17 protein-coding genes and 1 tRNA gene are annotated in these 25540 nt (G+C 21.9%); 10 read left to right on the top strand and 8 right to left on the bottom strand.

All coding sequences use genetic code 11. The features are described from left to right. Positions 1-682: 682 nt before the first annotated feature. The 8 genes from rny (at position 683) to M8044_RS00610 (ending at position 9863) form a co-directional block, all read left to right on the top strand. Positions 683-2260, top strand: coding sequence for a ribonuclease Y (gene rny, locus M8044_RS00645; protein ID WP_273585148.1), 1578 nt, complete (start codon positions 683-685; stop codon positions 2258-2260). 18 nt (positions 2261-2278) lie between these two features. Next, positions 2279-3055 (top strand): TIGR00282 family metallophosphoesterase, encoded by a 777-nt coding sequence (locus M8044_RS00640; RefSeq protein ID WP_273585147.1) that lies wholly within the window; start codon positions 2279-2281, stop codon positions 3053-3055. 49 nt (positions 3056-3104) lie between these two features. Next, positions 3105-3986, top strand: a complete 882-nt coding sequence (gene miaA, locus M8044_RS00635) for a tRNA (adenosine(37)-N6)-dimethylallyltransferase MiaA (protein WP_273585146.1) — start codon at positions 3105-3107, stop codon at positions 3984-3986. A 16-nt stretch (positions 3987-4002) separates the two neighbouring features. After that, positions 4003-4578: an elongation factor P gene (efp, locus tag M8044_RS00630; protein WP_273585145.1), complete on the top strand. Its 576-nt coding sequence runs from the start codon at positions 4003-4005 to the stop codon at positions 4576-4578. A 134-nt stretch (positions 4579-4712) separates the two neighbouring features. Beyond that, a complete protein-coding gene (locus tag M8044_RS00625) occupies positions 4713-5993 on the top strand; it encodes a hemolysin family protein (protein WP_273585144.1) in 1281 nt (426 codons plus the stop codon). Positions 5994-6085: 92 nt separating this feature from the next. Further along, positions 6086-8833, top strand: a complete 2748-nt coding sequence (locus M8044_RS00620) for a cation-translocating P-type ATPase (RefSeq protein WP_273585143.1) — start codon at positions 6086-6088, stop codon at positions 8831-8833. 133 nt (positions 8834-8966) lie between these two features. Next, positions 8967-9058, top strand: a tRNA-Ser gene (locus M8044_RS00615). Between the two features lie 202 nt (positions 9059-9260). Further along, positions 9261-9863: a nitroreductase family protein gene (locus M8044_RS00610; RefSeq protein ID WP_273585142.1), complete on the top strand. Its 603-nt coding sequence runs from the start codon at positions 9261-9263 to the stop codon at positions 9861-9863. A gap of 122 nt (positions 9864-9985) precedes the next feature. Here the strand turns inward: M8044_RS00610 and M8044_RS00605 are convergent, their stop codons facing one another. The 6 genes from M8044_RS00605 to hrcA all read right to left on the bottom strand — a co-directional run bounded on the left by M8044_RS00605 (position 9986) and on the right by hrcA (position 17723). Next, positions 9986-11638, bottom strand: coding sequence for an ABC transporter ATP-binding protein (locus tag M8044_RS00605; RefSeq protein WP_273585141.1), 1653 nt, complete (start codon positions 11636-11638; stop codon positions 9986-9988). A gap of 152 nt (positions 11639-11790) precedes the next feature. Continuing rightward, a complete protein-coding gene (locus tag M8044_RS00600; protein WP_273585140.1) occupies positions 11791-12780 on the bottom strand; it encodes a lipoate--protein ligase in 990 nt (329 codons plus the stop codon). Positions 12781-12889: 109 nt separating this feature from the next. Then, positions 12890-13996, bottom strand: a complete 1107-nt coding sequence (gene dnaJ / locus M8044_RS00595) for a molecular chaperone DnaJ (RefSeq protein WP_273585139.1) — start codon at positions 13994-13996, stop codon at positions 12890-12892. Positions 13997-14097: 101 nt separating this feature from the next. Further along, positions 14098-15990 (bottom strand): molecular chaperone DnaK, encoded by a 1893-nt coding sequence (gene dnaK / locus M8044_RS00590; protein ID WP_273585138.1) that lies wholly within the window; start codon positions 15988-15990, stop codon positions 14098-14100. Then, on the bottom strand, positions 15956-16648 hold the full coding sequence (locus M8044_RS00585; RefSeq protein ID WP_273585137.1) for a nucleotide exchange factor GrpE: 693 nt from the start codon (positions 16646-16648) through the stop codon (positions 15956-15958). The genes dnaK and M8044_RS00585 overlap by 35 nt, the downstream gene beginning before the upstream one ends. 43 nt (positions 16649-16691) lie before the next feature. Continuing rightward, on the bottom strand, positions 16692-17723 hold the full coding sequence (gene hrcA, locus M8044_RS00580; RefSeq protein ID WP_273585136.1) for a heat-inducible transcriptional repressor HrcA: 1032 nt from the start codon (positions 17721-17723) through the stop codon (positions 16692-16694). A 341-nt stretch (positions 17724-18064) separates the two neighbouring features. On the opposite strand from hrcA, the gene M8044_RS00575 reads away from it, so the two are divergent. Next, positions 18065-20875, top strand: coding sequence for a S1 family peptidase (locus M8044_RS00575; protein ID WP_273585135.1), 2811 nt, complete (start codon positions 18065-18067; stop codon positions 20873-20875). Between the two features lie 556 nt (positions 20876-21431). On the opposite strand, the gene M8044_RS00570 is transcribed toward M8044_RS00575, so the two are convergent. Beyond that, on the bottom strand, positions 21432-21566 hold the full coding sequence (locus M8044_RS00570) for a hypothetical protein (RefSeq protein WP_273585134.1): 135 nt from the start codon (positions 21564-21566) through the stop codon (positions 21432-21434). A 583-nt stretch (positions 21567-22149) separates the two neighbouring features. Between M8044_RS00570 and M8044_RS00565 the strand changes: the two genes are divergently transcribed. Continuing rightward, positions 22150-22329 carry a hypothetical protein gene (locus tag M8044_RS00565; RefSeq protein WP_273585133.1) on the top strand — a complete coding sequence of 60 codons (180 nt, stop codon included), beginning with the start codon at positions 22150-22152 and terminating at the stop codon, positions 22327-22329. Between the two features lie 1806 nt (positions 22330-24135). Here the strand turns inward: M8044_RS00565 and M8044_RS00560 are convergent. Continuing rightward, entirely contained in the window at positions 24136-25389 is a 1254-nt protein-coding gene (locus M8044_RS00560; protein ID WP_273585132.1) for a replication-associated recombination protein A, read from the bottom strand. Positions 25390-25540: the final 151 nt, after the last annotated feature.

Raw genomic sequence — 25540 nt, 5'->3', positions numbered from 1 at the left:
TTATATATTAATTTTTATAAGTGAACTCGGAAAGCCGTATGCATAGGAATATGCCCGTGCGGTTTGGGCGAGGGTTTAATATCAAATAATATTTTTTTAATTAATTTTTTAATTAATAAAGATATAAAAATATGATATATTCTATTCGCATGAAAACAATGTTGAACCAGAAAAGCAAGATTCTGAAAATTTATTAAAAAAAATTTCAAATAACAAAATTACCAAAAAAATTTCACAAATTTTATACAAAAAAGGCGAAAAATTCATAGAGGCGCAAATAAATTCTATAAATACTCAAAATAATTTCTTTAAAAAAAACAAAAAAAAAAATTAATTTAATCATTAAATAAATTCAAAAAATGCTTTAGAATAATTCATTTTTAAATATATAGAATGCTATAAAAAGATAATTTTATAACTTATCAAAATTAAAAAATAAAAAAACTAAAAATTATTTCATAAATTTTTAGTTTTTTTATTTTATAATAACAAATATTATTTGAATAATATTTGTTATTATAATATAATAAATACTATATATAATTTTTTTATATATTTCAAAATTAATTGTCTGAAATAATAAAATTTTTTTATACAAAATAATTCATATGAAAAAAAATCAAAAAATAAATATTCTGATATATTAGAAAGGAAAGTATTGTTTATAATAAACTAAAGATAAATGGGAGAAGAAAAACAAAATTGGTTATATTTTATTTTTTTATTTTCTTTTTGCTTTTTTTTAATAGGGACTTTCATTTATTTTTTTGTTAAAAAAAAAATAAAAAAACAAATACAACAAGCAAACGAAAACATTAAAAAAAAAATATTACAATCTCAATTTATTTCAGCAAAAATTATTGCAGAATCTGAAAAAAAAATTGCTTTATTAAGAAAAGAAGCAGAACATGATCTTAATCAAAGAAGAAATATAATTATCAATTTAGAAGAAAAAATTATTCATAAAGAAGAATTACTAACTTCAAGATTTAAATATTTAAACGAAAAAGAAGAATCTTTATATAATAAAGAAAAAAAAATAGATGTTAGTAAAAAATATTTAGAAGAAATGCAAAATCAAATCAAAAAAACACTAATACAACAACAAAATAAATTAGAAGAAATTTCAAATTTAAGTCAAAAAGAAGCCAAAGAAATCATTTTACAACAAACTAAAGAAAATTCTTATAAAGAAATAATGAATTATGAAAAAGAACAAGAAAAGGAATATAAATTTAAAATCAAAACAAAAGCAAAACATTTATTAGTCTTAACAATGCAAAAATTATCTAAAGAAATTGTAGATACACATAATACAAGTACAATTTTTTTAGAACAAGATGAATTTAAAGGTAAAATCATTGGTAAAGAAGGTCGTAATATAAGAGCTTTTGAAGTTATTACAGGAGTAGATTTAATAATAGATGATAATCCTAATACAGTGATTTTAAGTTGTTTTGAACCTATTAGAAGAGAAATTGCCAAAAGAACTTTAGAAAATTTAATCATGGATGGAAGAATAACTCCTGCAAGTATTGAAAAAATATTTGCAAAAACATCTTCAGAAATTGACGAATTTATCCAAGAAATAGGTGAAGAAGCTATTTATGAAGCGAAAATAGGATTTATAGATGAAGAATTAATTAAATTATTAGGAAAATTAAATTTTCGAACAAGTTATGGCCAAAACGTTCTAAATCATTCTTTAGAAGTGTCTTTTTTAGCAGGAATTTTGGCAGCTGAAATAGGCGAAAATGAAGTACTTGCTAGAAGAGCAGGGCTTTTACATGATATAGGAAAAGCTTTAGATTATCATATAGAAGGAAGTCATGTCAAAATAGGTGTAGATCTAGCGCTTAAATATAAAGAACCCCCAGAAGTTATTGATTCTATTGCCTCGCATCATGAAGATCAAGAACCTACTACTTTAATAGCTGTTTTAGTTGCAATAGCTGATACAATTAGCTCTGCCAGACCGGGAGCTAGAAGAGATTCGATTAATAATTATATACAAAGAATCATGCAATTAGAAAATATCGCTAATAGTATTCAAGGAGTTGAAAAAGCTTATGCAATTAAATCCGGGAGAGAAATAAGAGTTATCGTAAAATCTAAAGAAGTGAATGATTTAAATACTTTTATAATAGCTAAAAAAATCAAAAAACAAATTCAAAAAAATGTACATTACAACGGTTCCATTAAAATCACAGTTATAAGAGAAATTAGAGCAATTGATATAGCCGAAGTTAATAATAATTAAGGAGTTCAAAATATAATTATGAAAATTCTTTTTATAGGCGATATTTATGGCAGAACAGGCGTCGAATATTTAATAGAAAAAATAAACTTCTTAAAAGAAAAATATCAATCAAATATAATTATTGCAAATGCTGAAAATGTTGATAATGGTAAAGGGCTAGATTATAATAATTATAAAGATTTAATTATGTCTGGAGTTGATATAATGACGATGGGCAATCATACTTTTCATAATAAATCTATTAAAAATTTTATTTTATCCTCTAATATAATTAGACCTGTCAATCTACTAGATGATAAAAAAAATATTGGCAATGGTTATAAAATAATAAAACATAAAAATAAAAGAATTCTTATAATGAATGCGTTGGGGCAAGTATTTATAAATAAAGATAACTTAGAATGTCCTTTTAAAACAATTGATCACGTTTTAAATATTTGTCATCAAAAATATGATTATTCTTTTTTAGATTTTCACGCTCAAGCAACAAGTGAAAAAATAGCTTTAGCTCATTATTTTGATGGTAGAATTGATGCTATTGTTGGTACACATACTCATGTTCAAACTAATGATGATAAAATATTACCAAAAAAAACACTCTATATTACTGATGTAGGAATGATAGGACCATATGAAGAAGTTATTGGGAAAGATAAAGATATTATTATAAATAATTTTATTAATAAAAAAAATAGAAAAAAACATCAAATTGCAAAAGGCAAAAGACAATTAAATGGTATTTTGTTAACTTTAGGGAAACACAAACAAATTAAAAAAATAAATTTTAATGAATAATTTTATGTAATAAAAAATATTCATTAAAATTTCATTTCAATGGAGAAATATGAAAAAAATAATAGTTATATCAGGGCCAACAGCATCCGGAAAAACTGATTTATCTATTGAATTAGCTATTTTTTTTCAAGGAGAAATTATAAATGCTGATTCAGTTCAAATTTATAAAAAATTTGATATAGGTTCTGCTAAAGCAACTGCTGAAGAACTCGAAAAAGTAAAACATCATTTACTAAATAAAATCGAACCAGAAGATAGTTATAATATTTATAATTTTCAAAAAGATGTTCGCTCATTAATAACTCAAATTAAGACTCCTTTTTTAGTAGGTGGTAGTGGTTTATATATTAAAGCAGCTCTTTTTGATTATGAATTAATACCTGAAAATAAATCATTACATCATATAATTCAAACAAATAATTTATCCATAAAACAAATATTGCAAACAATTAAACAAAAAGATCCTGATTTAATTATAGATACAAAAAATCATCGTCGTATTATAAGCGCTTATAAACAAATAATACAAAATAATTTAAGATCTCAAAAAACAGGTAAAAATATTCCTTTATTCGACATTTTATTTTTTTATTTAGATACTCCTAAAAATATTTTAAAGGAGAGACTCGTGTTAAGATTAGAACAAATGTTGAAAAAAGGATTTATTGAAGAAGTAGAATATCTTATGCAATATTATCCTAAAGCGAGTTTAAATATTATAGGTTATCGGGAAATAAAAGACTTTTTAGAAAAAAAAATAAATTTAAAAGATGCTAAAAATTTAATTATTCGAAATTCTTTAAAATATGCTAAAAGACAAAAAACATGGTTCAAAAATCAAATTCCATCTTTACAAATAATAAATACTTTAAATGAAAATTGGAAAGAACAAATATTTCAAAAAACACAAAAATTTTTAAAAAAGGAATAGAAAAAAAGAAAAAATAATGATTAATACAAATGATTTTAAAATAGGCCAAACTATTAAATTAAATAACAATGTTTATCAAATTATAGATTTTCTACATGTTAAACCTGGAAAAGGTAGTGCGTTCGTAAGAAGTAAATTAAAAAACTTAAAAGATGGTTATGTTATTGAACATATTTTTAATTCGGGTATTAAAATTGAAAAAGCAATAGTAAACAAAAAAAAATTACAATTTTCTTATATTTTAGATAACAAATATATTTTTTTAGATACTGATACTTATGAAGAATTTGAAATACCAAAAGATAAATTAAAAAATATCATTAAATATTTAAAAGAATATATGTTAGTCGACATTATATTCGATGATAAACAAGAAATTTTAGGAGTGTCTATTCCTGATAAAATTTCTTTTAAAATAATTAAAACCGATTCTTTCACAACATCAAACAACACCCGAAAAACAACTTCTTATAAAGAAGCTACTTTAGAAACTGGTTTTGAAGTGAAAGTTCCTATTTTTATCGAACAAGGAGAAAAAATTATTATAAATACCGAAACAGGTCTTTATGTTTCAAGAGATGTTGAAAAATAATTTTAAAAAACCTTTCTAATATGAATAAAAAATGAATTATATTTTTTTTATTCATATGATATAATAAAGGTAGTTATTTCGAAATTTAAATTTTCAACTAAAAAACGAAGGAGTTTCACTAAACTTATAATTTTATGACAACAGACCCGACTATAATAAAAATTTTTTTAATTATTTTCTTAGTTTTATCAAATGCTTTTTTTTCCTCTATTGAAATAGCTTTAGTTTCTTTAAGTCAAAATAAAATTGATTCGGAAGTGAAAAAAGGTATTCAAAGAGCTGTTGGAATAAAAAAATTAAAAGAAAAACCTAATTTTTTTTTATCGGTTATTCAAATAATAATTCATATTTTAACTTTTTCCCAAGGTTTCTTAATGAATTCTCAAATTCATAATTTGCCAAATATTCAAAAATATGCTATTGAAATATTAGTTATTTTCTTTTCTATTATTTTTGGCGAATTAATACCTAAAAGAATTGCTTTAGCTTTTCCTTTAAAAACAGCTTATTTATTTATTGGTGTTTTTAATATAATTTGTTTTTTCACAAAACCTTTTGTTTGGATATTTAATCAAATTAGTAATTTTATTTTATTAATATTTAGAATTGATACTACTGTGCCAAAAGATATTGTCAATGAAGATGAATTAAGATTATTGCTTACTTCTTCCTATAAAACAGGTATTATTAATAATAATAGAAAAAATATGATTCAAAATGTTTTTGATTTTGATGGAACAATAGTTTCTGATATTATGCGTCATAGAACAGAAATTATAGCTATAAAATCTGATATGACTAAAGATGAAATTATAGAATTTATTTCTAACAAAAAATATACTAGATTCCCTGTATATGAAGAAAATATTGATAAAATAATAGGTATTATCCATGTTAAAGATATTTTTAAAGGTTTAATCGCAGAAGAGAGAGTAAATCCTAACAATATAAATAAAACTTTTGATATCAAACAATTTTTACGTAAACCTTATTTTGTTATTGAATTTCAAAATATTAGCGAATTATTTAAAGAAATGCAAATAAAACAAAATCATATAGCAATTGTTGTCGATGAATACGGTGGCACTTCTGGAATTGTAACTATTGAAGATGTAATTGAAGAAATTTTAGGAGATATTCAAGATGAATATGATAAACAAACAAATGAAATTCTTAAAGTTTCTGATAAAGAATACATAATTCAAGGAACAACTCATTTACATGAAACAGAAGAATATTTAAAAGCTGATTTGCCTGTTGAAGATTATGAAACTTTAAGCGGTTTTATTCTAGGACAATTGAAAAGAATGCCTGATAAAAATGAAAAAATTAAAATTTTATATAATAATTGGCAATTTGAAGGTTTAAAATATGATGGCTTAGTTATTAATACGGTACGTATTACTCATATATAATCATTATTTAAATTAAAAATTTAATATTTATTTTTGGAAAAATTTTTTTAAATTTTTGAAATAAAATTCAAATTAGAAAAGTTTAAATAAAATTGGAAAAACTATTTCCTCAATCATCTTTAGAATTGTTAGAAAAAAAATTACAAACTAATTTTAAAGAAGGTTTAACAGAAGAACAAGTAGATAAAAAAATCTTAAAAAATGGTTTAAATAAATTACAAGAACCTAATAAAAAAAATTTATGGAAAAAATTTTTTTACCAATTCAAAGATTACTTTATTTATATATTATTAATCATTTTTTTGATTACTTTTTTAATAGGATTGATTGAAAATAAAATAGAAGAATTAATAGAAAGTATTTTAATTTTAATCATTATTTTAGGTAATGCTTGTTTAGGTTTTTTTTACGAAATTCATAAAGAAAACTCTTTATTTCTAATAAAAAAAAATACAAAAACTTATGCTAAAGTTTTAAGGAATAAAGAATTAAAACTTATTTTTAAAGAAAAAATAGTTATAGGAGATATTATTTTTTTAGAAACAGGAGATATTGTACCTGCAGATTTAAGACTAATTGAAACTCATAATCTAAAAGTTAATGAATCTATTTTAACAGGTGAAACATTATCTATAGAAAAAAAGAGTAATATTATACAAAAAAAATTTCTTTTAATTGATTCCCCTAATTTAGTTTTTATGGATACCACTGTTATATCTGGGCGAGGTCAAGGAGTTGTTATAAAAACAGGAATGGAAACTCAAATAGGGAAAATAACTAAATTAATTAAAGAACAAAAAAAAGAAAAAACTCCTTTAGAAAAAAACATTCAACAATTATCTAAAATATTAATTTTTATTATTCTGATCTTTACTATTTTAAATTTGATTTTGAATTTATTTAAATATTATCTAAATAACGAATATAAAATAAATATCACAATAATTAAACAACTTTTTGTATCTTCTATTATTTTAGCTGTGGCCATTATTCCTGAAGGTTTACTAGCTATCATAACTATTATTTTAGCATCAAGTATCAAAAGATTAATTAAAAAAAACGCTATTGTTAAAAATTTAAAAACTTTAGAAACTCTAGGTTCTATTAATATTATCTGTACTGATAAAACAGGTACTTTAACTCAAAACAAAATGACTATCAAGCAATTATACCTTAATAATAAAAAAATAGAAATCAATTATAATTGCATATTAGATCAAAATATAAAAAAATTTATTACTTATGGTATTTTATGTAATAATAATTTTCTTTATTCACAAGAACTCAAATCTCAAAGCAAAACAAACTTTTCGTTTGATCCCGTTGATCAGTCTTTTATAGATTTAGGATATTCATTAAATTTAAACATTTATCAAATTCAAAAAAATAACAAAAAAATAAAAGAACTTCCTTTTGATAACAATAAAAAATTTATGATGACAATTCATCAAAAAGACAATAAAAAATATTTGATAATAAAAGGAGCTGTTGAAATTTTATTTAATTTATCATCTTTTATCCAATATCACAAAGACATTATCGATAAAAATGAAATAAATATTATACAAATAAAAAAAGATTTAAATTTAATGTTATCAGAAGGTTATAAAGTTATAGGTATTGCTTATGTAAAACTTGATCCTTTTATTAATTATGATTTAAATAATTTCAATCTTGAACAAATATTAAATAAAATAAATAAAAAAATTATTTTTTTAGGAGCTTGTGGTATAGAAGATCCAATACGTTCTGATATTTTAGCTACAATTGAAAAATGTCAAAAAGCTTTTATAAAAATTATTATGATAACAGGAGATCATATTCAAACAGCCATTAAAGTCGCTTCAGAATTAAAAATTTTTAATCCTTCTAAAGATTTAGTTATCGAAGGGAAAACATTAGATATTTTAAGCGAAAAAGAATTAGATGATAAATTGACTTCAATTAAAGTTTATGCTAGAACTAATCCTGAACATAAATTAAAAATTATTAAAGCTTGGCAAAAAAAAGGTCAAATTGTTGGAATGATAGGAGATGGTGTTAATGATGCTCCAAGTATTAAAAAAGCTGATATAGGTATTGCAATGGGTATCTCAGGAACTGATATCACTAAAGAATCCTCAGATATTATTTTAACTGATGATAATTTTCAGACTATAACAAATGCTATCGAAGAAGGTAGAAATATTTTCGATAACATAAAAAAAATTATTATCTTTTTATTAAGTTGTAATATTGGAGAAATTATTGTTATTCTATTAAATACTTTGTTTGGAAGTATCTTTTTTAATAAAAATTTTATTATTTTAAATACTTTACAAATTCTTTGGATTAATTTAGTAACCGATTCCTTAGTAGCTATTGCTTTAGGATTAGAATTACCTGAAAAAAATATTATGACAAGAAAACCACGTGTAATTAAAGCATCTTTATTAAATAAAAAAATAATTTGGAAAATTTTAAATGAAGGCATAATTATCGGTTTAGGAGCGTTTATAGCTGCTTTAATAGGATATCAAATAAATAAAAATAATCAACCTAATCAATATGGACAAACTTTTGCTTTCATGGTTTTATCTTTATCTCAATTAATTCATGTATTCAATTTAAGAAGTTTGGATAAATCTATTTTTCGTTTAAGAACCAATTTCTATTTAATAATTTGTTTTATTATTAGTTTATTTTTACAAATAATTATTTTTATAATACCTTTTTTTAGAAAAACTTTTAAATTATCTCCGTCTTTATCTTTTTTAGACGTAATTATTATTTTTGGATTTTCAATAATACCTTTAATTATTGTAGAAATAAAAAAAATAAGGAAAAAAATAATTAACTAATTAACTAAAATAATTTCAAAATTCAATTATTCAAATTAATAACAAAAATATTTTTTAACAATGGCGAGTTACTTTATTTCAAATATTTTAAATATTTATATTATAATTGAATAGTATTATAATTACAAATAAAGGAGTAGTACTCAAGTAGGTTATAAGAGGCGTCCCTGCTAAGGACGTAGTCCAAATATTGGTGCAAGGGTTCGAATCCCTTCTACTCCGCCATTTTTTTAAAAAAATAAAAATTTCATTTTCATAAAATAAAATATAAAAAAATTATTTTGATAATTTTTTTATATTTTATTTTGTATTTGAAGGAATATTAGACAATTTTTTTTAAACTCAACCAAATTTTATATATTAAAATAGATAATTTTTTTTAATATAACAATATACTCAAAATTTCAAAAAGAAAGAAAATATTTTTATGCATATTAAAACAATTAGAACATTTGAAAAAAATCATAAAATATCACATGAACAATGGTTAAAAATTTTCGATGATATCCGTTATACCCCTTCTTCTTTTGATTTACAACCTTGGCGTTTTTTTATAATCGAAAGTGAACAAAATAAAAACAAATTAAAAACAATTTTACAAGGGAATGCAATACAATTAGAAACTAGTTCTGCTATAGTTTTAGTATGCGGTGACTTAAATAAAAAAAATTCAAGTCAATACATTTATAATCAAAAATATTTAAATAAAGAAATAGATAACGAAACAAAAGATATTATCATTCAAAAAATAAAAAACCATTATAATCAAATGAATACTCAAAAATTACAAAATGAAATTTTTTTGGAATGCGGCATTATTTCTTTAAATTTAGTTTTAACAATGCAAAATTTAGGATATAATTCGTGTTTTATGGGAGGTTGTCTTTTTGAAAAAATTAATGATCTCTTCCAAATACCTAATAATTATGCTCCAATCATTTTAATTGCCGTAGGCAAAACTGAAAAAAAAATTATAAAAAAAGAAAAAAAAATTAAGCTAAAACCTAATGAATTAATATCTTTTTTATAAAAATAATATATTCAAAATAAATTTTTTTATATCTATTTAATTAAAAAAAGTATTTACAAAAATAAAAAAAGATCATAATTAGAATTATGATCTTTTTTTCAGATTAATCTTTATTTTCATTATTATTTATTATTAATAATATTGATAGGTTTTTTATAAGCCCAACGCAAAACAATAGGTAAAATAACTAAAATAGAAATAATCAAATTATAAATAAATGCTACAAAAATCAAAAAAGAAAATCTAACTAAAGGACTGAAAGCCATAAAAGGTAAGAAAATATACATATAAACTGCAATGAATGGATTTATATCCCATCCTCCCGTTATATTGAACCAATCAACTTCTTTCAAATGACGTAATGTTTTTGCTGATAATGTGACAGACTTAATATCTGAAGATTTCATTATTGAAATTTCAGAAAATATGAAATTATAACCTGAAGATTTAAGCAACAGCAATAGAAATGAGCTTAAACAAAAGATTGAAAACACTTGAATTATAACGAATAAAAAACCTTCAGCAAAAAAAATTTTAGCAATATTTTGACCATTAGAACCTAAAGCCCTTAAAATACCTATTTTTTTACTTTGTAATTTAGCGCTCATGTTAAAATATAAAAAATTAATTACACAAGGAATTAATAAAAACCCAAAATAAAATCGAAAACTTGTAACAAAACCTAGAAATAATTCAACTTTTTCGAAACCTTCTGCTAATTCGAATGGATAATATTTCGATTGCTCCAATAATGTATTAATATGTTTAATTAAACTTGGAACTTCAAAATATTTATAAGGGATAACATATAAACCCATTATTATGCTTAATAAAATTGTAAAAAAGCCAGTTAAAACTATAGAAAAATATAACAAAGGCTTCTTATTTTGGAAACTTTTTAAAGCATTACTTAAAATAAAAGAAAAAGGTAAACCGATAGAATGAGAATAAAATTTTTGTTGTCCTCGTAAAATTTTGCTTTCATCTGTAGTTATAAAATTATTATCATCAAAAGTCTTTTTTTGAGTTAATTTTTTAATCATATCAGCCGTTAATACTTGGCCTTCCTTTAATTCTTCTTCTTCTGTTGTACTTTTTTCTTTTCGAGTAATATCAGAATGAATTAATCCATTATCTAATTCTATTATACGATCTCCATATTGATAAGCATTTAATTTATCATGAGATACTATAATAACTAATTTTTCCAAAGATAACTCTTTTAATAAATCAAAAATAATTCGACTACTTTCGTGATCAAGATTACCAGTGGGCTCATCAGCAACAATAACATGAGGATTTTTAATCAAAGCACGAGCTATTGCAATTCTTTGTTTTTGACCTCCTGATAATTCATTAATGTTTCTATATAAAAAAGAATCATCTAAATTAACTTTTTTCAAAAAATAACTAACTAAATCAATATCTACTTTTTTGCTTTGTAATTTCAAAGATAAAGAAATATTATCCAATACATGCATATCTTCTAAAAGATTAAATTCTTGGAAAATAAAACCAATCATACCATTTCTATAATTATCTAATAATTTTTGGGATAAATTACTAATATTAATTCCGTTTGTTTCGATAAAACCATAATCAACTTTATCTAAACCAGTTAAAAGATTTAAAAAAGTTGATTTACCTGAACCAGACTTGCCTAAAATAAAACACATACCTTTATCAGGTAAGGTCAAAGAAATATTTTTTAAAGCATGAGTAATAAATTTTTTTTTTGTTATATATCTTTTACTCAAATTAACTATTTTAAACATGATTAACCCTAATTATACTTTTCTCCTATTTTCTAATATAAACAAATTAAACATAAAAAACTTTATATATCTTTTTTATTGTAACATAATACTTAAAAAAAATTATTTTTATTTCAATATTTTTTTAAGTATTATTATATGAAAAAAATACATCAATAAAACATATCTTCTTCTAAAACAGATAAAAAATCCTTATTAGAAGCGTTCAAAATATAATTTTGGATATCAATATTTTTCAAAATTTGTCTTATGCTTTCTTTATTATAAGAAACATTTATAAATTTACTTAAAAATTCTTCTAAATTATCTTCTTTATGAAAGAAATCTCCTTTTAGATTTATTTCTGTTATTTGTCCTTTATCCAAAGATAAAAAAATTTCTAAATTGCCCCAATCAAATCTTTTTTTTAATTTTTTATTATATTGAGGATGTTCTTGAAAAATCCATTCTTTAGAAGAATATTTTTGAGCCATTTTTTCTATTTTTAATATTTCATCAGAAGTTAAACTATATTGTTCATTTGTTAAAGAATTATTTAAATAAGTCATTAATTCTGTTTGAGTCATTCCGTTTAAATATTGTTTTAAATTATCTACTCTTGCAGAAACACTTGAAATACCTTTAGAAATTAATTTCTCATTATCAGGAGTAATACATCTCACCATAGTATTTATATCACAATCGTAAAGAAAAGTACCATGTATAATCATTCCATTTTGATTTTTCATAAAAGCGTTACCTGATACTTTTTTACCATTTAACATAATATCATTTCTTCCGCTTAAATATAAATTAACCCCTAAATTTTTAAAAACTTCAATAATTTTAATTAAATATGGCTTAAAAGTAAAATCTTGGACTCTACAAGAAACAATAATACTAAAAAGAGGAGTTTGAGGATCATTATAAACGCACCCTCCTCCTGTTGGTCTACGAAAAAAATCAATTTTATTTTTACGCACAAAATCTAAATTAATTTCGTTTTCGATAATTTGATTCTTGCCTAAAACTATACCTTTAATTTGCCATTGAAAAAAAAATATTTTATTTTCCTTCAAAAGATTATTTAAAATATATTCTTCAAGAGCAAAATAAAAGTAAGGTTTTAAATCATTAGTCCTATTATGCTTAACTAAAATCATTTTTTTCTTTACTCCTTTTTTATTCAAAAAAATAATTTTGAAAAAGAAAGATAATTTTCTTTTTCAAAAATTTTTTTTCCAAAAAACAAAAATAATCTTTTTAAAAAAATTAAAAAAAGCCCCAAGATTTATTTTTTTTAGTATTTTCTTTAAATAAATCTAATTCTTTAATTTCTTGAATAAGTTTTTTTTGATGACTAGATAATTGAGTAGGAGTTTTTACTTTAACAATAACATAGTGATCTCCTTTACGATAAGAAGTATTTAAATAAGGAACGCCTTTGTTTTTTAATTTGAATTTAGTATGAGTTTGTGTACCTTCTGGTATTTTTAATTCAACTTCGCCATAAATAGTAGGTATATTCAATTCCTTACCTAAAATAGCATCATAAAAATCGATCCAAATAGTTGAAATAATATTTTGCTTCTCTCTTTGAAAAATATCATGAGGTCTAACTTTAAAAGTTATGTATAAATCACTATTTCTAGTATTTAAATGCCCTCCATTGCCTTGTTTGTCAAGTTGCATCGTCATTCCGTCTTCAATTCCTGCAGGAACGGAAATTTTTACTTTTTTAACATTTGAAACTCTTTGTAAACCTTTACATAAAGAACATTTCTTATGAATAGTTTTACCTTGGCCTCTACAGTAAGAACATAACTGTTTTGTAGCAATATTACCTAAAAAAGTTCTTTGATATTTAGTAATATATCCTGTGCCTTGACAATGATAACAAATTTGAATATCTGTGGGGCTTTGAGCGCCCGTACCATTACATTGATGACAATCTTCTTCAAATTCAATTTTAATTTCTTTTTCAGCGCCTAAACAAGCATCTAAAAAATCAATAACATATTCTACATATTTATCTTGAGTTTTATACTTATTATTAGTATTTTTAGTTTGTTTTTCGCCAAAAAAAGTTTCAAAAATATCATTGATACCGCTAAAACCTTGACTACTAAATCCTTGACTAAAACCTTGATTACCAAAATCATTATAATCTTGATGCCCAAAATTATCATAATCACTTCTTTTTTGAGGATTACTTAAAACTTGATAAGCTTCTTGAACTTCTTTAAATTTTTCAGCAGCATTAGATTCTTTAGAAACATCTGGGTGATATTTTTTTACAAGTTTTCTATAAGAAGATTTAATTTCTTCTTCGCTAGCATTACGTGAAACTTGTAAAACATCATAATAATCCTTTTTCATAATAAAACTCCTCTAGCTTTATATTAACTTTTATTCTTTTAATAAAGAAACCAAAAAAAGATAAATCTCTTTTTTTGGTTTCTATTTCGTTAAAAAGAAAATTATTTTTTCTCTTTAAAGTCAGCATCTACTACTTCATCTGGATTAGATTCTGTACTTGGTTCTTGTTTAGAATCATTAGTTCCTGTATTTTCTTTAGATTTTGCTTGAGCTTTTTGATAAGCTTTTAAAGCTATTGCTTGAGCTTCTTTTTCTAAAAGACTATTTTTTTCTTTAATTTCAGAAATATCTTCTTTTTTCAAAGCTTCTTCTAAATTTTTAATTTGTTCTTCCACTTTATCTTTTTCTTCTGGTTTTATTTCATCTTTTAAAGTATCTAAAGATTTTTTAGTTTGGAAAATTAAATTATTTGCTTCATTTATAGTATCAATTTTTTCTTTTTGAATTTTATCAGCTTCTGCATGTTGTTCAGCTTCTTTAATCATTCTTTCGATTTCTTCTTGAGATAAAGAACCACTTCCCGAAATAGTAATTTTTTGTTCTTTGTTAGTGCCTAAATCTTTAGCTTTAACTGAAACAATACCATTTACATCAATATCAAAAGTTACTTCTATTTGTGGCACTCCTCTTTGTGCAGCTGGGATATCATCTAAACGAAAACGCCCTAAAGTTTTATTTTCTTTAGCTAAAGGTCTTTCCCCTTGTAAAACATGAATATCCACTGAAGTTTGATTATCTTCGGCAGTAGAAAAGACTTGTTTAGCTGTTGTCGGAATTGTTGTATTTCTTTCGATTAATTTAGTAAACACATTACCTAAAGTTTCAATTCCTAAAGACAACGGAGTTACATCTAAAAGAACAATATCTTTTACATCACCAGATAAAATACCGCCTTGAATAGCAGCTCCCATAGCAACTACTTCATCAGGGTTAATGCTTTTATTCAAAGCATCTTTATTTAATTCTTTTTTCACTAAATCTTGAACAGCCGGAATTCGAGTTGAACCACCTACTAAAAGAACTTGGTGAATTTGTTCTGGTTTCATATTAGCATCTGCTAAAGCACGTTTTACAGGTATTAAACAACGATCAACTAAATCTTGAGTTAATTCATTAAATTTAGCTCTTGTTAAATTATATTCAAAATGAATAGATTCGCCGATTGAATTACCTTGATCTTGTCTTTGAATCATTGTTAAAAATGGTAAAGAAATTTGAGCAGACATAGCGCTGCTTAATTCTTTCTTAGCGTTTTCAGCAGCACTTTTTAATCTTTGCATTACAGCTTTATCTTTGCTTAAATCTACTAAATGTTCTTTTTTGATTTCTTTTAATAAGAATTCAATAATTTTATTATCGAAATCATCGCCACCTAATAAGTTATCTCCTGCAGTTGATAAAACAGAAAAGTTACCTTCTGCTAAATTCAAAATAGAGACATCAAAAGTACCTCCGCCTAAATCAAAAACTAAAATATTTTGTTCTTTATTAGTTTTATCGATACCATAAGCTAAAGCAGCGGCTGTTGGTTCATTAATAATTCTTTTTACTTCTAAACCAGCAATTTTGCCAGCATCTTTAGTAGCTTGTCTCTGAGCATCATTAAAATAAGCAGGCACAGTAATAATTACATTTTTAACTTCTGCTCCTAAATAATCTTCAGCTTGTTTTTTTAAATTTCTTAAAATCATTGCGCTGATTTCTTGAGGAGTATATTTTTTATCTTTAATATTAACTACAAAATTTTTTTCACCCATATGTCTTTTAATAGATAATACAGTATTTGGGTTAGTTAACATTTGTCTTTTAGCAACTTCTCCAACTAAAATCTCATCATTTCTAAAAGAAACGATCGAAGGAGTAGTTCTTCCGCCTTCAGAATTAATAATAACTTTAGCTTCTTTACCTTCCATAACAGAAACACAAGAATTAGTTGTTCCTAAATCTATTCCAATAATTTTATTTGTTTTCATTTGTTTCATCACTCCATTCATTGATTTTTACCATAACTGGTCTAATAACTAAATCTTTATATAAAAAACCTTTTTGCAAAACTGCTACATTAATACCGTTAGATTGATTTTTGTCTGAAATTTTCTCAACTGCATGATGCAATTTAGGATCAAAAACCTCTCCTAAAGCTTTAATTTCTTGAACACCTTCTTTTTGTAAAATATCTTTTATTTGTTGATAAATCATTTTAAAACCTAACAAAAAATTTTTTAATAAAGGTTCTTTAGGTGACATTTCTAAAACTTTTTCTAATTGTTCTAAAGGAACTAAAAGTTCAGTAATTAAACTAACAGAAGCATACTTTAAAGAATGCATTTTTTCTTTTTGAATTCTTTTTTGAAAATTATCTAAATCAGCTTGATATTTTAATTTTTCATTATTATATGATTCGATTAATTCAGATATTTGTTTTTCTAATTTTTCTTTATCTGTTTCTAATTGATGAATTTTTTGAAAAACATCTTCTTCTTTATTTTTTTGACAATCTGAATTATCTTCTTTGCTGCAAGATCTTTTATCACAAGATTCTTTTTTACAAGATCCTTTTGCCTCTTCTTGAGAACAATTATCTATATCTTTATTTGTTTTGGATTCATCGCCACAACAAAAATTATCTTTTTTAACGTTTTTTTCATTCATATTCCAATGAACTCCTTCATAAATTTATATAAAAAATTATAATTCAAATTTTATTTTTTTCATATAAATGAGATATATGAGCGGATAAATATTCTAAAATAGGTATAATTTCTTGATATTTAATTATATGAGAACTTACAATAGCTATAAAACCTTTTTCATTTTCATTAATATAATAAGGAATAGAAATAAAAATAAATTTTTTATAAGGTATTAAACTAATTTGATTAGCTAATTTACAAATAACTTCTTTTGATTCACAAAAAAAATTACTTAAATTTCCGTTTTTATTAAAAATTTCATAAATATCTTTAATAGTTTCATCTTGTTCTTCATAAGAAGTTAAAAACTTAGAAACACCATAAAAAGAAGTGCTGTTATTTAAAAAATTACGAAAAGCATCCAAAAAAAATTGTATCAATTGTTCTTGATATTGAATATATCTTTTAATTTTAATTTTAAACAGATCGCTTTGAATAATTTGAACAGCTTCATTTAAATATTTATCAACTAATAAATTATTCAAAATATCAATAATTTTTTTGAATTCATCAATTTTGAAATTTTGATACTCATCTGAAAATATATTTTTATGTTGTAAATTACCTTTATTTGTAATTATAAAAATAATAGCTTGTTCTTCATTAACTAAAACTAAATCAATCTTTTTAATTTTACTAGTTTTTAAAATATCAGGTTTTACATTAATAATCGCATGGTTAGTTAAATTACATAATAATTTTAAAACTTCTTGAATAATTTTTTCTTTATTTAAATCTTTTTTTTGAATTATTTTATCTAATAAAGATAAAATTTCCATATTTTCTTGTTTACGAGTTATCAAATTATTAAGATAAAAAATATAACCTTTTAAAGAAGGGATTCTGCCACTTGATTTATGAGTTTTTTTTAAATAACCTTTTTTATCTAATTGCATCATATCATGACGAATAGTAGCACTAGAAAAATTTAAATAAGGTATTTTAGATAATAATTCAGAGCCTATGGGTTTTTTTTCTTTAGAATAATTTTCAACAACAGCTTTTAAAATTAATCTCTCTCGATTCGAAAGCAATTTTGCACCCCTAGTGTTTATTGAGTATTTAAATTAGCAATCTAACATAATGACTGCTAATACTATTCTATTATTTTTTTTTACAAATGTCAATATCAAAATGAAATATTATATAAAAAAAATATAAAAGTAGTTTGAATTAATATATCATTAATAAGCAGAATATTTTTTTTAGATTATAAAAGCTATAAATTATCATTTCTATTTATCATATTCAACATCAAAATTATAATTTCGCAAAATATTAATTTATAAAAAATCTATCTAAATGGCAAAAATATTCTTAAAAATTAAAAAAAATTTAAATATAACTCGATTAGAAATTGGAATAAAAAAATAACTTGAAAAAAATAAATAATATATATTTATTTTTTATAAAAAATATAAAATTATCCCTATTATCTTTTTTTATTATCTTATTATTTTATTATAAATATTTATTTAACCAAAATCAAATTATTCAAAACGATTATAAAAAAAATCAAATTACACTTCAAATAACAGATAAAGATTTAAAAGAAAAAAATAAAATATTAGAAGAAGTGCAAAAAAAAATTCAAAATATTTTCGATGTATCTCAAGAAAAACCATCTTTTGTTATAAAACCTCATAAGTTTAATAAAGGAGATATAGTTTATGCTTTTACTTTAAATACTCTATCTAATATTAAACCTTTTCAAGAAGGAATAATTAGCGCAAACTATAATTTAACTGATACTGATTATTTACCTATTTCTATAAAAGGCAAAAATAATAAAATATTTTTCAATACCAAAGGAGAATTTATAGGAATTTCTTTACCACATCAAGATCCTAACGCCGAAATAAATCATATAATAACCTCTAATTCTATTTTTTATTTCACCCAATGTAAAAAAATACAAGATGAATTAAAATCATCTACTAATAAAAATGTAAATACACCAAATAAATATTATTTTTTCATTGAATTCGATGAAAATATCCAAAAAAATAAATATAAAATTTTTTTAAATCAAGAAGGATTTTTTCTAGGATTATATAATTTAGAAAATCCACAAACTTCTGTAAATTATATTTTAGAATATTTATTATTTACTTATTGTAAACAACAAATAGAAAACAAAATATTAAACACAAAAACATCTGAAATACTAGACGAAACAAATAATCCTATAAATAAACATATACTAAATCTAAATAAAATTACTTTTTTAATTAAAGTAAATTCTTCATTAAATAATATTTTTTTAAATGCAGGTTCTGGTTTTATTTTTTTTGCAGAAGAAATAAAACAAAAAAACAATGACATTATCTATAATTATTATGTTTTAACTAATAGGCATGTTTTACAAATCATTATGAAAAATCCTTCAATTCAAATTGAACTTTTAAATATTTATTTCCATTCAAAAGGAGAATTATTAGGTTTTATAAATAATAATGATTCATATGATGATATCGCTATTTTAACTTTTCAAGATAAAGACCCAAACAAATTTCAAGAAATCCAAACAATTATAAAAAAAGTTTTACCTCCTAAAAAAATCAATGTCGTTCAAGGAGAAACTGTTTATAGTATGGGTTCCCAGATGTCTCACATTCAAGCTCAAAAATTAACTTTTGATGATTTAAAAAATTATTTTTCAAAAATGGATTCATCATCTAATGAAAAATCTTATTTAGAATTTAATTTATTAAAAAAAGGCAATATTGTTTATTTTAATGAAAAAGAAATTGCTTTTGATATTCAAATTGATAATGGTAATAGTGGAGGACCTGTATTTAATATTGATGGCGAAATTATAGGAATGAATAAAAGTGTTCTGACTGATGCTAACGATGTACCAGATAAGATATCTCAATGTATAAATATTGAACATATAAAACAAATATGCAATAAAATCATCAAATTACATAAAAAAAATCCAATTACAAAATTTTTTCAAATATCATCCGAAAATTTTGATTATTTAAAAAATGAATTAAATTCTTTTCTTCCTTTTTCAGAAACAAAAATTTTACCAGGCCAAACTAAAAATAATATTACTATCTCGATTCAAGAATTATTAAATTATTTTAAAAACACAAACACAAAATCCATTAGTTCCCATTTAATAAAAGAAGAAAAAGACATTAAATTAAATATTAAATTAATTATTATTTTTCATAAGCAAGAAGAAATATTTTATTTAAACCCAAAGGAAGAAAAAATTAAAATAATATACAATGAAAACAAAAACGAAATTATTTTTCAAAAAAAGAATCAAAAAAATCTAAGTGAATTTAAATTTTATAACATTAATAATATTCGTTTTCATAATAGTCAAGAACCTTTTTTATCTTTAGAATTAACTTATCCTCATAAAACAAATAACGAGAATAATATAATAAATCAAAAACATAATGTTATGAATTTGCAAAAAATAAAAAATTCTTTAATTATTTGGAAAAAAAACGAAATAATTAGTGGTAATGGCATTATTTTTCAAAAAAAAGCTTTATCCCATGATCGTTTTTTATATTTTGTTTTATCTACTTATACACATTATAATAATAAATTCATTTCAATAATAGAATCAATCAAAAATATTTTTTCCAATGAAGTTGAAATAACTACTTTTTATGATGAAAATTACAAAAAAGAAAAAGGAGAAATAAAAAGTTTTTTATTTGATAACAATAATTTACTTTTATTAAATTTTGAATCTTCTAATCATTATGATATTGTTCCGACTAGGGATGTTCAAAATTTAAATTTAGGAGAAGAAGTCTTTTTTCTAATAAATAATAATAATGATTATTTTCCACAAATGTTTAAAGGTGTCGTAAGTTATAAAACACAAGATTTTTTTCTTTGCGACTCTGTCTTTAATTTAAATCAAAAAAATAAAACTGCTAATCCTAAATTAAATTTTTTATATTTCGACAATGAAGGTCATTTTATAGGAGTGAACAAAGATATTAAAGAAACAAATTTAGATGATGATGTTTTAATAAATTTTAATAAAGTATCTTTATTCAAAAATATAGATATTGTAAATTTACTTCAAAAAGGTAAATTAAAAGAAAGTTTCTCTCTCATTTTTTCTTGTACATTCATTATTATAACCATATTTCTTTTTATTCATTTAGTTGATTTATTTAATAAATTAAAATTAAATTATTCTTAAATAAAAACAAAATATATAAAAAAGATCTAAAACCGAAAGTAACTTTAAAAATCATTTTCGCTATTTCTATAAGTTTATCCAATGCCAACTATCATTAGGATTCAATTCATTTCAGACTATAAGATAAGTAATGTCAATATTTAATATTGACCGATAATATAATATCAAACACATCTATAAAAACGTCTAAAATTTGTTGCAAAAATTAAAATAAAGTTTCAAACATTTTTAAAAAAGTAAAAAAATATTAATCGTTCCAAGATAAAAAAATAATTACTATTATGATGAAAAAAACATATAAAGAAAGAATAAAAAGGTTTGAAAAAAGAAAAAGAGAAAAAATATTTTAAAAATTAAAATTAAAAAAAGGTTTAAATTATCATCATATTTATATTAATTACTTTTTTTTATAAATTAAAAGATTTGATAAAATATTCAATATTTTATCTATGTCTTTATATAAATTGAATTAGTTGAATTTAAAATATGATTTCTTACTTTGTCAATTAATCCGGATTTGGGACTGGAGTTGAATCAACATACTCCGTTTTTGTAACTATTTTCTCAACTGATCTATCAAAACATACTTTATAACCTCTATAGGTCTATTAACATATTTAATTTTTTCTACTGGTTCTTTAATTGCTTTCATTGTTTCTACTGATTTATTATTTTCAATAAAAAAATTCATATATAAAAATATACCAATAAATTACTCCAGTTAAGAAAAAAAGAAAGTTATCAAATAAATTATTTTTTTTCATTTCATTCCTATTTTTTAAAAAGATAATTCTTGTTCTTTTTCTTTATTATTGTTTAAGAAAACAAGTTTTTAAAAAACATCTCTTTCATGATGGTTTTGTCTTCTTGAACGTTTTAGTTATTATAATATGGATAAATTAAACTGAGATTCAACACTGAGATTTGTGTTTCCATTGTGCATATTACAGTCCAGTCTCTATCTAAATCATACAAGCAAATAAAATGTTTGGTTAAGTACACAATTCAATTTATAAAATTTAAAGTCAAATTTTAAGTCAAACTGTTTTTTTTATAATTAATAAAAAAATGGTTTGACTTTTTTTGTTTAAAGAAATTAGTCAAAAACAAAAAGAAAATTTTAAAATGAATAAATATTTATATGATTTTAAAGAAATAATTAATTTTTTAATTCAAAATAATTTTTTTAAGATTTATTTATTTCATCAAAAAAAACCAATTATAACCTTGATCACCAAAATGTATATCTTGATTATGCCGTTCTTTATGAAAAAATGAAGTTTTTCAAAAATGTTAAAAATCCTCCTTTTAAAATTCAAATGGATTTAAAAATGAATAAGAAATATACTTTTGGTCTCCAAAAGAAAATTTTATATCTTAAAGAAGAACCAAAAGTAAATACGATAGTTGATTTAAATAAAAGATTATATCAACAAGTCTTCGAAGAATATTAGTTTTTCGTCATCTTTAATTATGACTTTTAATTAAAATGTCCTTTTTACAATTATAACAAAGAAAAAATGTTATAGAATACCAATCATATTAAATATTAAAAAAGATTGATTTATTTGAAAAGAAAACAAGACAACATTTGATTTTATATTATGATATAGATTAAATAAAAGAGGCAAAAAATGTAATTATCTGATAACGAATTATTTAAAAAAATTATAATAGAAGAAAAAAATTTAAAAAAAATGGAAAAAAGAAAGGAATTTATTAGAACAAAAAAAATTATTGTTGATAGTTTATTTAATTTAATAACTATTCTCAAATAGTTGAATCAATTAAAAATATATTTTTTTATTGAGTTATTTTTTATGTTCACAAACTTCTTTTTATATTAAAAAGTTGGTATTTTATTCTTTTTATAATTATTTGTGTTCATAGTATCATAATTTTTTTATTTTAATTTGTCTTAAATTAGTTAAATTTATTTTTGCCATGAAAAAATTTTTAAAAAAATTTTGAACAAAAAGAAACTATTCTAACAAAATTTTGGAAATTTATGTAATTAGGAAATATTAAAAATATTATTAATGTTGTTAACGAATAAAAAATATATTTAAATCTTTTTTTATAAAGTCCTTTTATTGTTTTTTTTAATTTAAAAATAAAAAAATTTTTGAAATTATATACCTAAATAAAATGTTCGATTCAATAAATTCTATTTGTTTTTCATAATTATCCATTAAATGAAAATATGTTTCTTTTTTATTACATCAATTGATTTAAATATATTCAAAATTTTTATAAATTTTTCTTTCATAAAATGTTTATCTATTTTTGTTTTTTTTGTCTTTTATTTCTTCAATAAATTGAAATAATTTATTTCGTAAAGAATTTACTATAAGAGCTATACCATTTTATCATTATTTAGATAAAGTTTTTGATTCAATTGAAATAAAAAAGTTATAACATATATTAATTCTGTTTCATTATTTTTAATATTGCAAAAATTGATATTAAATATTTCTATATCTAAATAAATTGCTTTATAAATATCTTTTGTATTGCCCCAATTTTTCTTGAGATCTTTTATTAAAACATTTTTGTTTTTTAAAAATTTACGAAATTGATTAATTTTTTTTCCATATCATCCAAACATTTAATTTTTTTTCTATTAAATATATCAAAATTTTTTTAAATTTAATTATGAAAACGAATATTATTTTATAAGTAATTTTATCAATAATTTTGTCTATTTTAGATGTTATAAAAAAACATAATTTTTATCAACAAATAAATAAAAATTATATCTATTATTATTTCTAAGATTAATATTAATTTTTAATATATTCATTATTTATAATCTCTTTTTATGTAAAACGGGCTACACGCCATCAAAAGGAACCGTTTAAAAATTAAATTTGAGGATAAATAAAAAAAATATTTATTTTCAAAATTAAACTATTTATTAATTACTTTTATTCTAGCTGAAAAAATAAATTATCAACAAAAAATAAAAATATTTTTAAAATTTTTATCATTATTTTAAAATAAAGCGCTTTTTTTGTAATAATACAAAAATACTAATTTAGCGACTATTTTCTGTTCTTTAATTTTTTTATTATTTCTGTAAAAAAGAACATAAACACCAATCACACTATAATTTTTTAAAAATACAATTTTAAATTAGCAAATTAATAATTTAATCAGCTAGGAAGAGAGCACATAACGAATTCAAAACTTTTTTTATAAATTCTGTTGCTAAAAAACAATATTATAACCAGCAACTGCAATCAGAATTATTAAAAAATTTAAACAAAATATATATTTTGTTTAAATTTTTTATGTATTTTGTTAATTTTTTTTTCATACTCGCTGTGTAATTTAGGTCTATAATAAATCAATTCTTTTATTTCTTGCGGTAAATATTGTTGATTAACATAATCATTTGGAAAATCATGAGGATATTTATAACCAAAACCAATACCTAATTCACTTGCTGAATTATAACTAGTATCTTGTAAATGTTTTGGTATATTAAAAACATTACCTTTTAGGATATCTTCATAAGCTTTATTAGTTGCTAAATAAGCACTATTTGATTTTTCGCTTAAACACATTTCAATAATTACTAACCCTAAAGGAATACGTCCTTCTGGCAATCCAATTTGACGAAAAGCATCAATTGCTGTTTTTACATGTACAATAATCATTGGATTAGCTAATCCAATATCTTCATAAGCGGTAATTAACATTCTTCTTAATAAAGCTTCATGATCGCCACTGGCTAATAATCTTGCAAAATAATGTAAAGCTGCATCAACATCGCTACCTCGAATAGATTTTTGTAACGCTGATTTTAAATTATGATGTTCATCGTTATTTTTAAAATTTATTAAATTAGCTGATGAAGAAATTTGTTTAATAATTTTTGTTGTAATTTGTTCTTTAGGATATAAATGCAAGCACAGTTCTAACATATTTATAGCAATACGTAAATCTCCGTTAGAAAATTGACAAATTAATAATAAAGAATCTTTTAGAATGTTTAATGGTAATTTTTTATTAATAATCAACTTATTCAAGCCTTTTAACATTTCTTCGATCGTAATTCTTTCTAATTTAATGATATTGGCTCTTGAACGAACGCTTGGATTAATTACAAAATATGGATTTTCAGTAGTACAAGCAAACATAATTAAATGACCGTTTTCTAAGTATTGTAATAAAATATCTTGACGATCTTTATTCATTCTATGAATTTCTTCTACAATAATAATAAATTTTTTAAAATTTAATGCTTTTTGAATAATTTTTTCTAACTTGGTTTTTTTATCAATTGTAGCATTAAAAATATCATATTCAATTTTTAAATCATTAGCTAATGCCTGGGCAAGACTGCTTTTTCCAATACCTGGAACACCATAAAAAATTAAAGAACTGGCATAATTATTTTTTAACATTCTCGAAATAATACCATTTTGATCATTAATAAGATGGCTTTGTCCAATGATATCAGTTATTGTTGACGGGCGTAAAACAAATGCTAATGGTTTTTTAAACATTTTTTTTCCTTTGTATATTCGAATTTTAATTTAAATTTTTTTATAAGTATATTCTATCAAATTTTAATATTAATATTGTAATTATCTGTCCTTTTCTTTTAATGTTGATAAATAATTTGGTTTTCGTTCCTTTGGCTTATTTTTATTCCGT

Source organism: Columbia Basin potato purple top phytoplasma (assembly GCF_028595955.1).
Lineage (GTDB): Bacteria > Bacillota_I > Bacilli_A > Acholeplasmatales > Acholeplasmataceae > Phytoplasma.
Note: the sequence above shows the minus strand (reverse complement) of the source record. Positions and strands in the feature narration are given on the sequence as shown.

What these genes read in the sequence shown, in the direction of transcription:
- M8044_RS00560 (WP_273585132.1), bottom strand. Translation starts at nt 25,389, where the DNA reads ATGTTTAAAAAACCATTAGCATTTGTTTTACGCCCGTCAACAATAACT.
- M8044_RS00600 (WP_273585140.1), bottom strand. Translation starts at nt 12,780, where the DNA reads ATGATTTTAGTTAAGCATAATAGGACTAATGATTTAAAACCTTACTTT.
- M8044_RS00640 (WP_273585147.1), top strand. Translation starts at nt 2,279, where the DNA reads ATGAAAATTCTTTTTATAGGCGATATTTATGGCAGAACAGGCGTCGAA.
- M8044_RS00565 (WP_273585133.1), top strand. Translation starts at nt 22,150, where the DNA reads ATGAAGTTTTTCAAAAATGTTAAAAATCCTCCTTTTAAAATTCAAATG.
- M8044_RS00610 (WP_273585142.1), top strand. Translation starts at nt 9,261, where the DNA reads ATGCATATTAAAACAATTAGAACATTTGAAAAAAATCATAAAATATCA.
- M8044_RS00570 (WP_273585134.1), bottom strand. Translation starts at nt 21,566, where the DNA reads ATGAATTTTTTTATTGAAAATAATAAATCAGTAGAAACAATGAAAGCA.
- M8044_RS00625 (WP_273585144.1), top strand. Translation starts at nt 4,713, where the DNA reads ATGACAACAGACCCGACTATAATAAAAATTTTTTTAATTATTTTCTTA.
- dnaJ (WP_273585139.1), bottom strand. Translation starts at nt 13,996, where the DNA reads ATGAAAAAGGATTATTATGATGTTTTACAAGTTTCACGTAATGCTAGC.
- miaA (WP_273585146.1), top strand. Translation starts at nt 3,105, where the DNA reads ATGAAAAAAATAATAGTTATATCAGGGCCAACAGCATCCGGAAAAACT.
- dnaK (WP_273585138.1), bottom strand. Translation starts at nt 15,990, where the DNA reads ATGAATGGAGTGATGAAACAAATGAAAACAAATAAAATTATTGGAATA.
- rny (WP_273585148.1), top strand. Translation starts at nt 683, where the DNA reads ATGGGAGAAGAAAAACAAAATTGGTTATATTTTATTTTTTTATTTTCT.
- M8044_RS00585 (WP_273585137.1), bottom strand. Translation starts at nt 16,648, where the DNA reads ATGAATGAAAAAAACGTTAAAAAAGATAATTTTTGTTGTGGCGATGAA.
- M8044_RS00605 (WP_273585141.1), bottom strand. Translation starts at nt 11,638, where the DNA reads ATGTTTAAAATAGTTAATTTGAGTAAAAGATATATAACAAAAAAAAAA.
- efp (WP_273585145.1), top strand. Translation starts at nt 4,003, where the DNA reads ATGATTAATACAAATGATTTTAAAATAGGCCAAACTATTAAATTAAAT.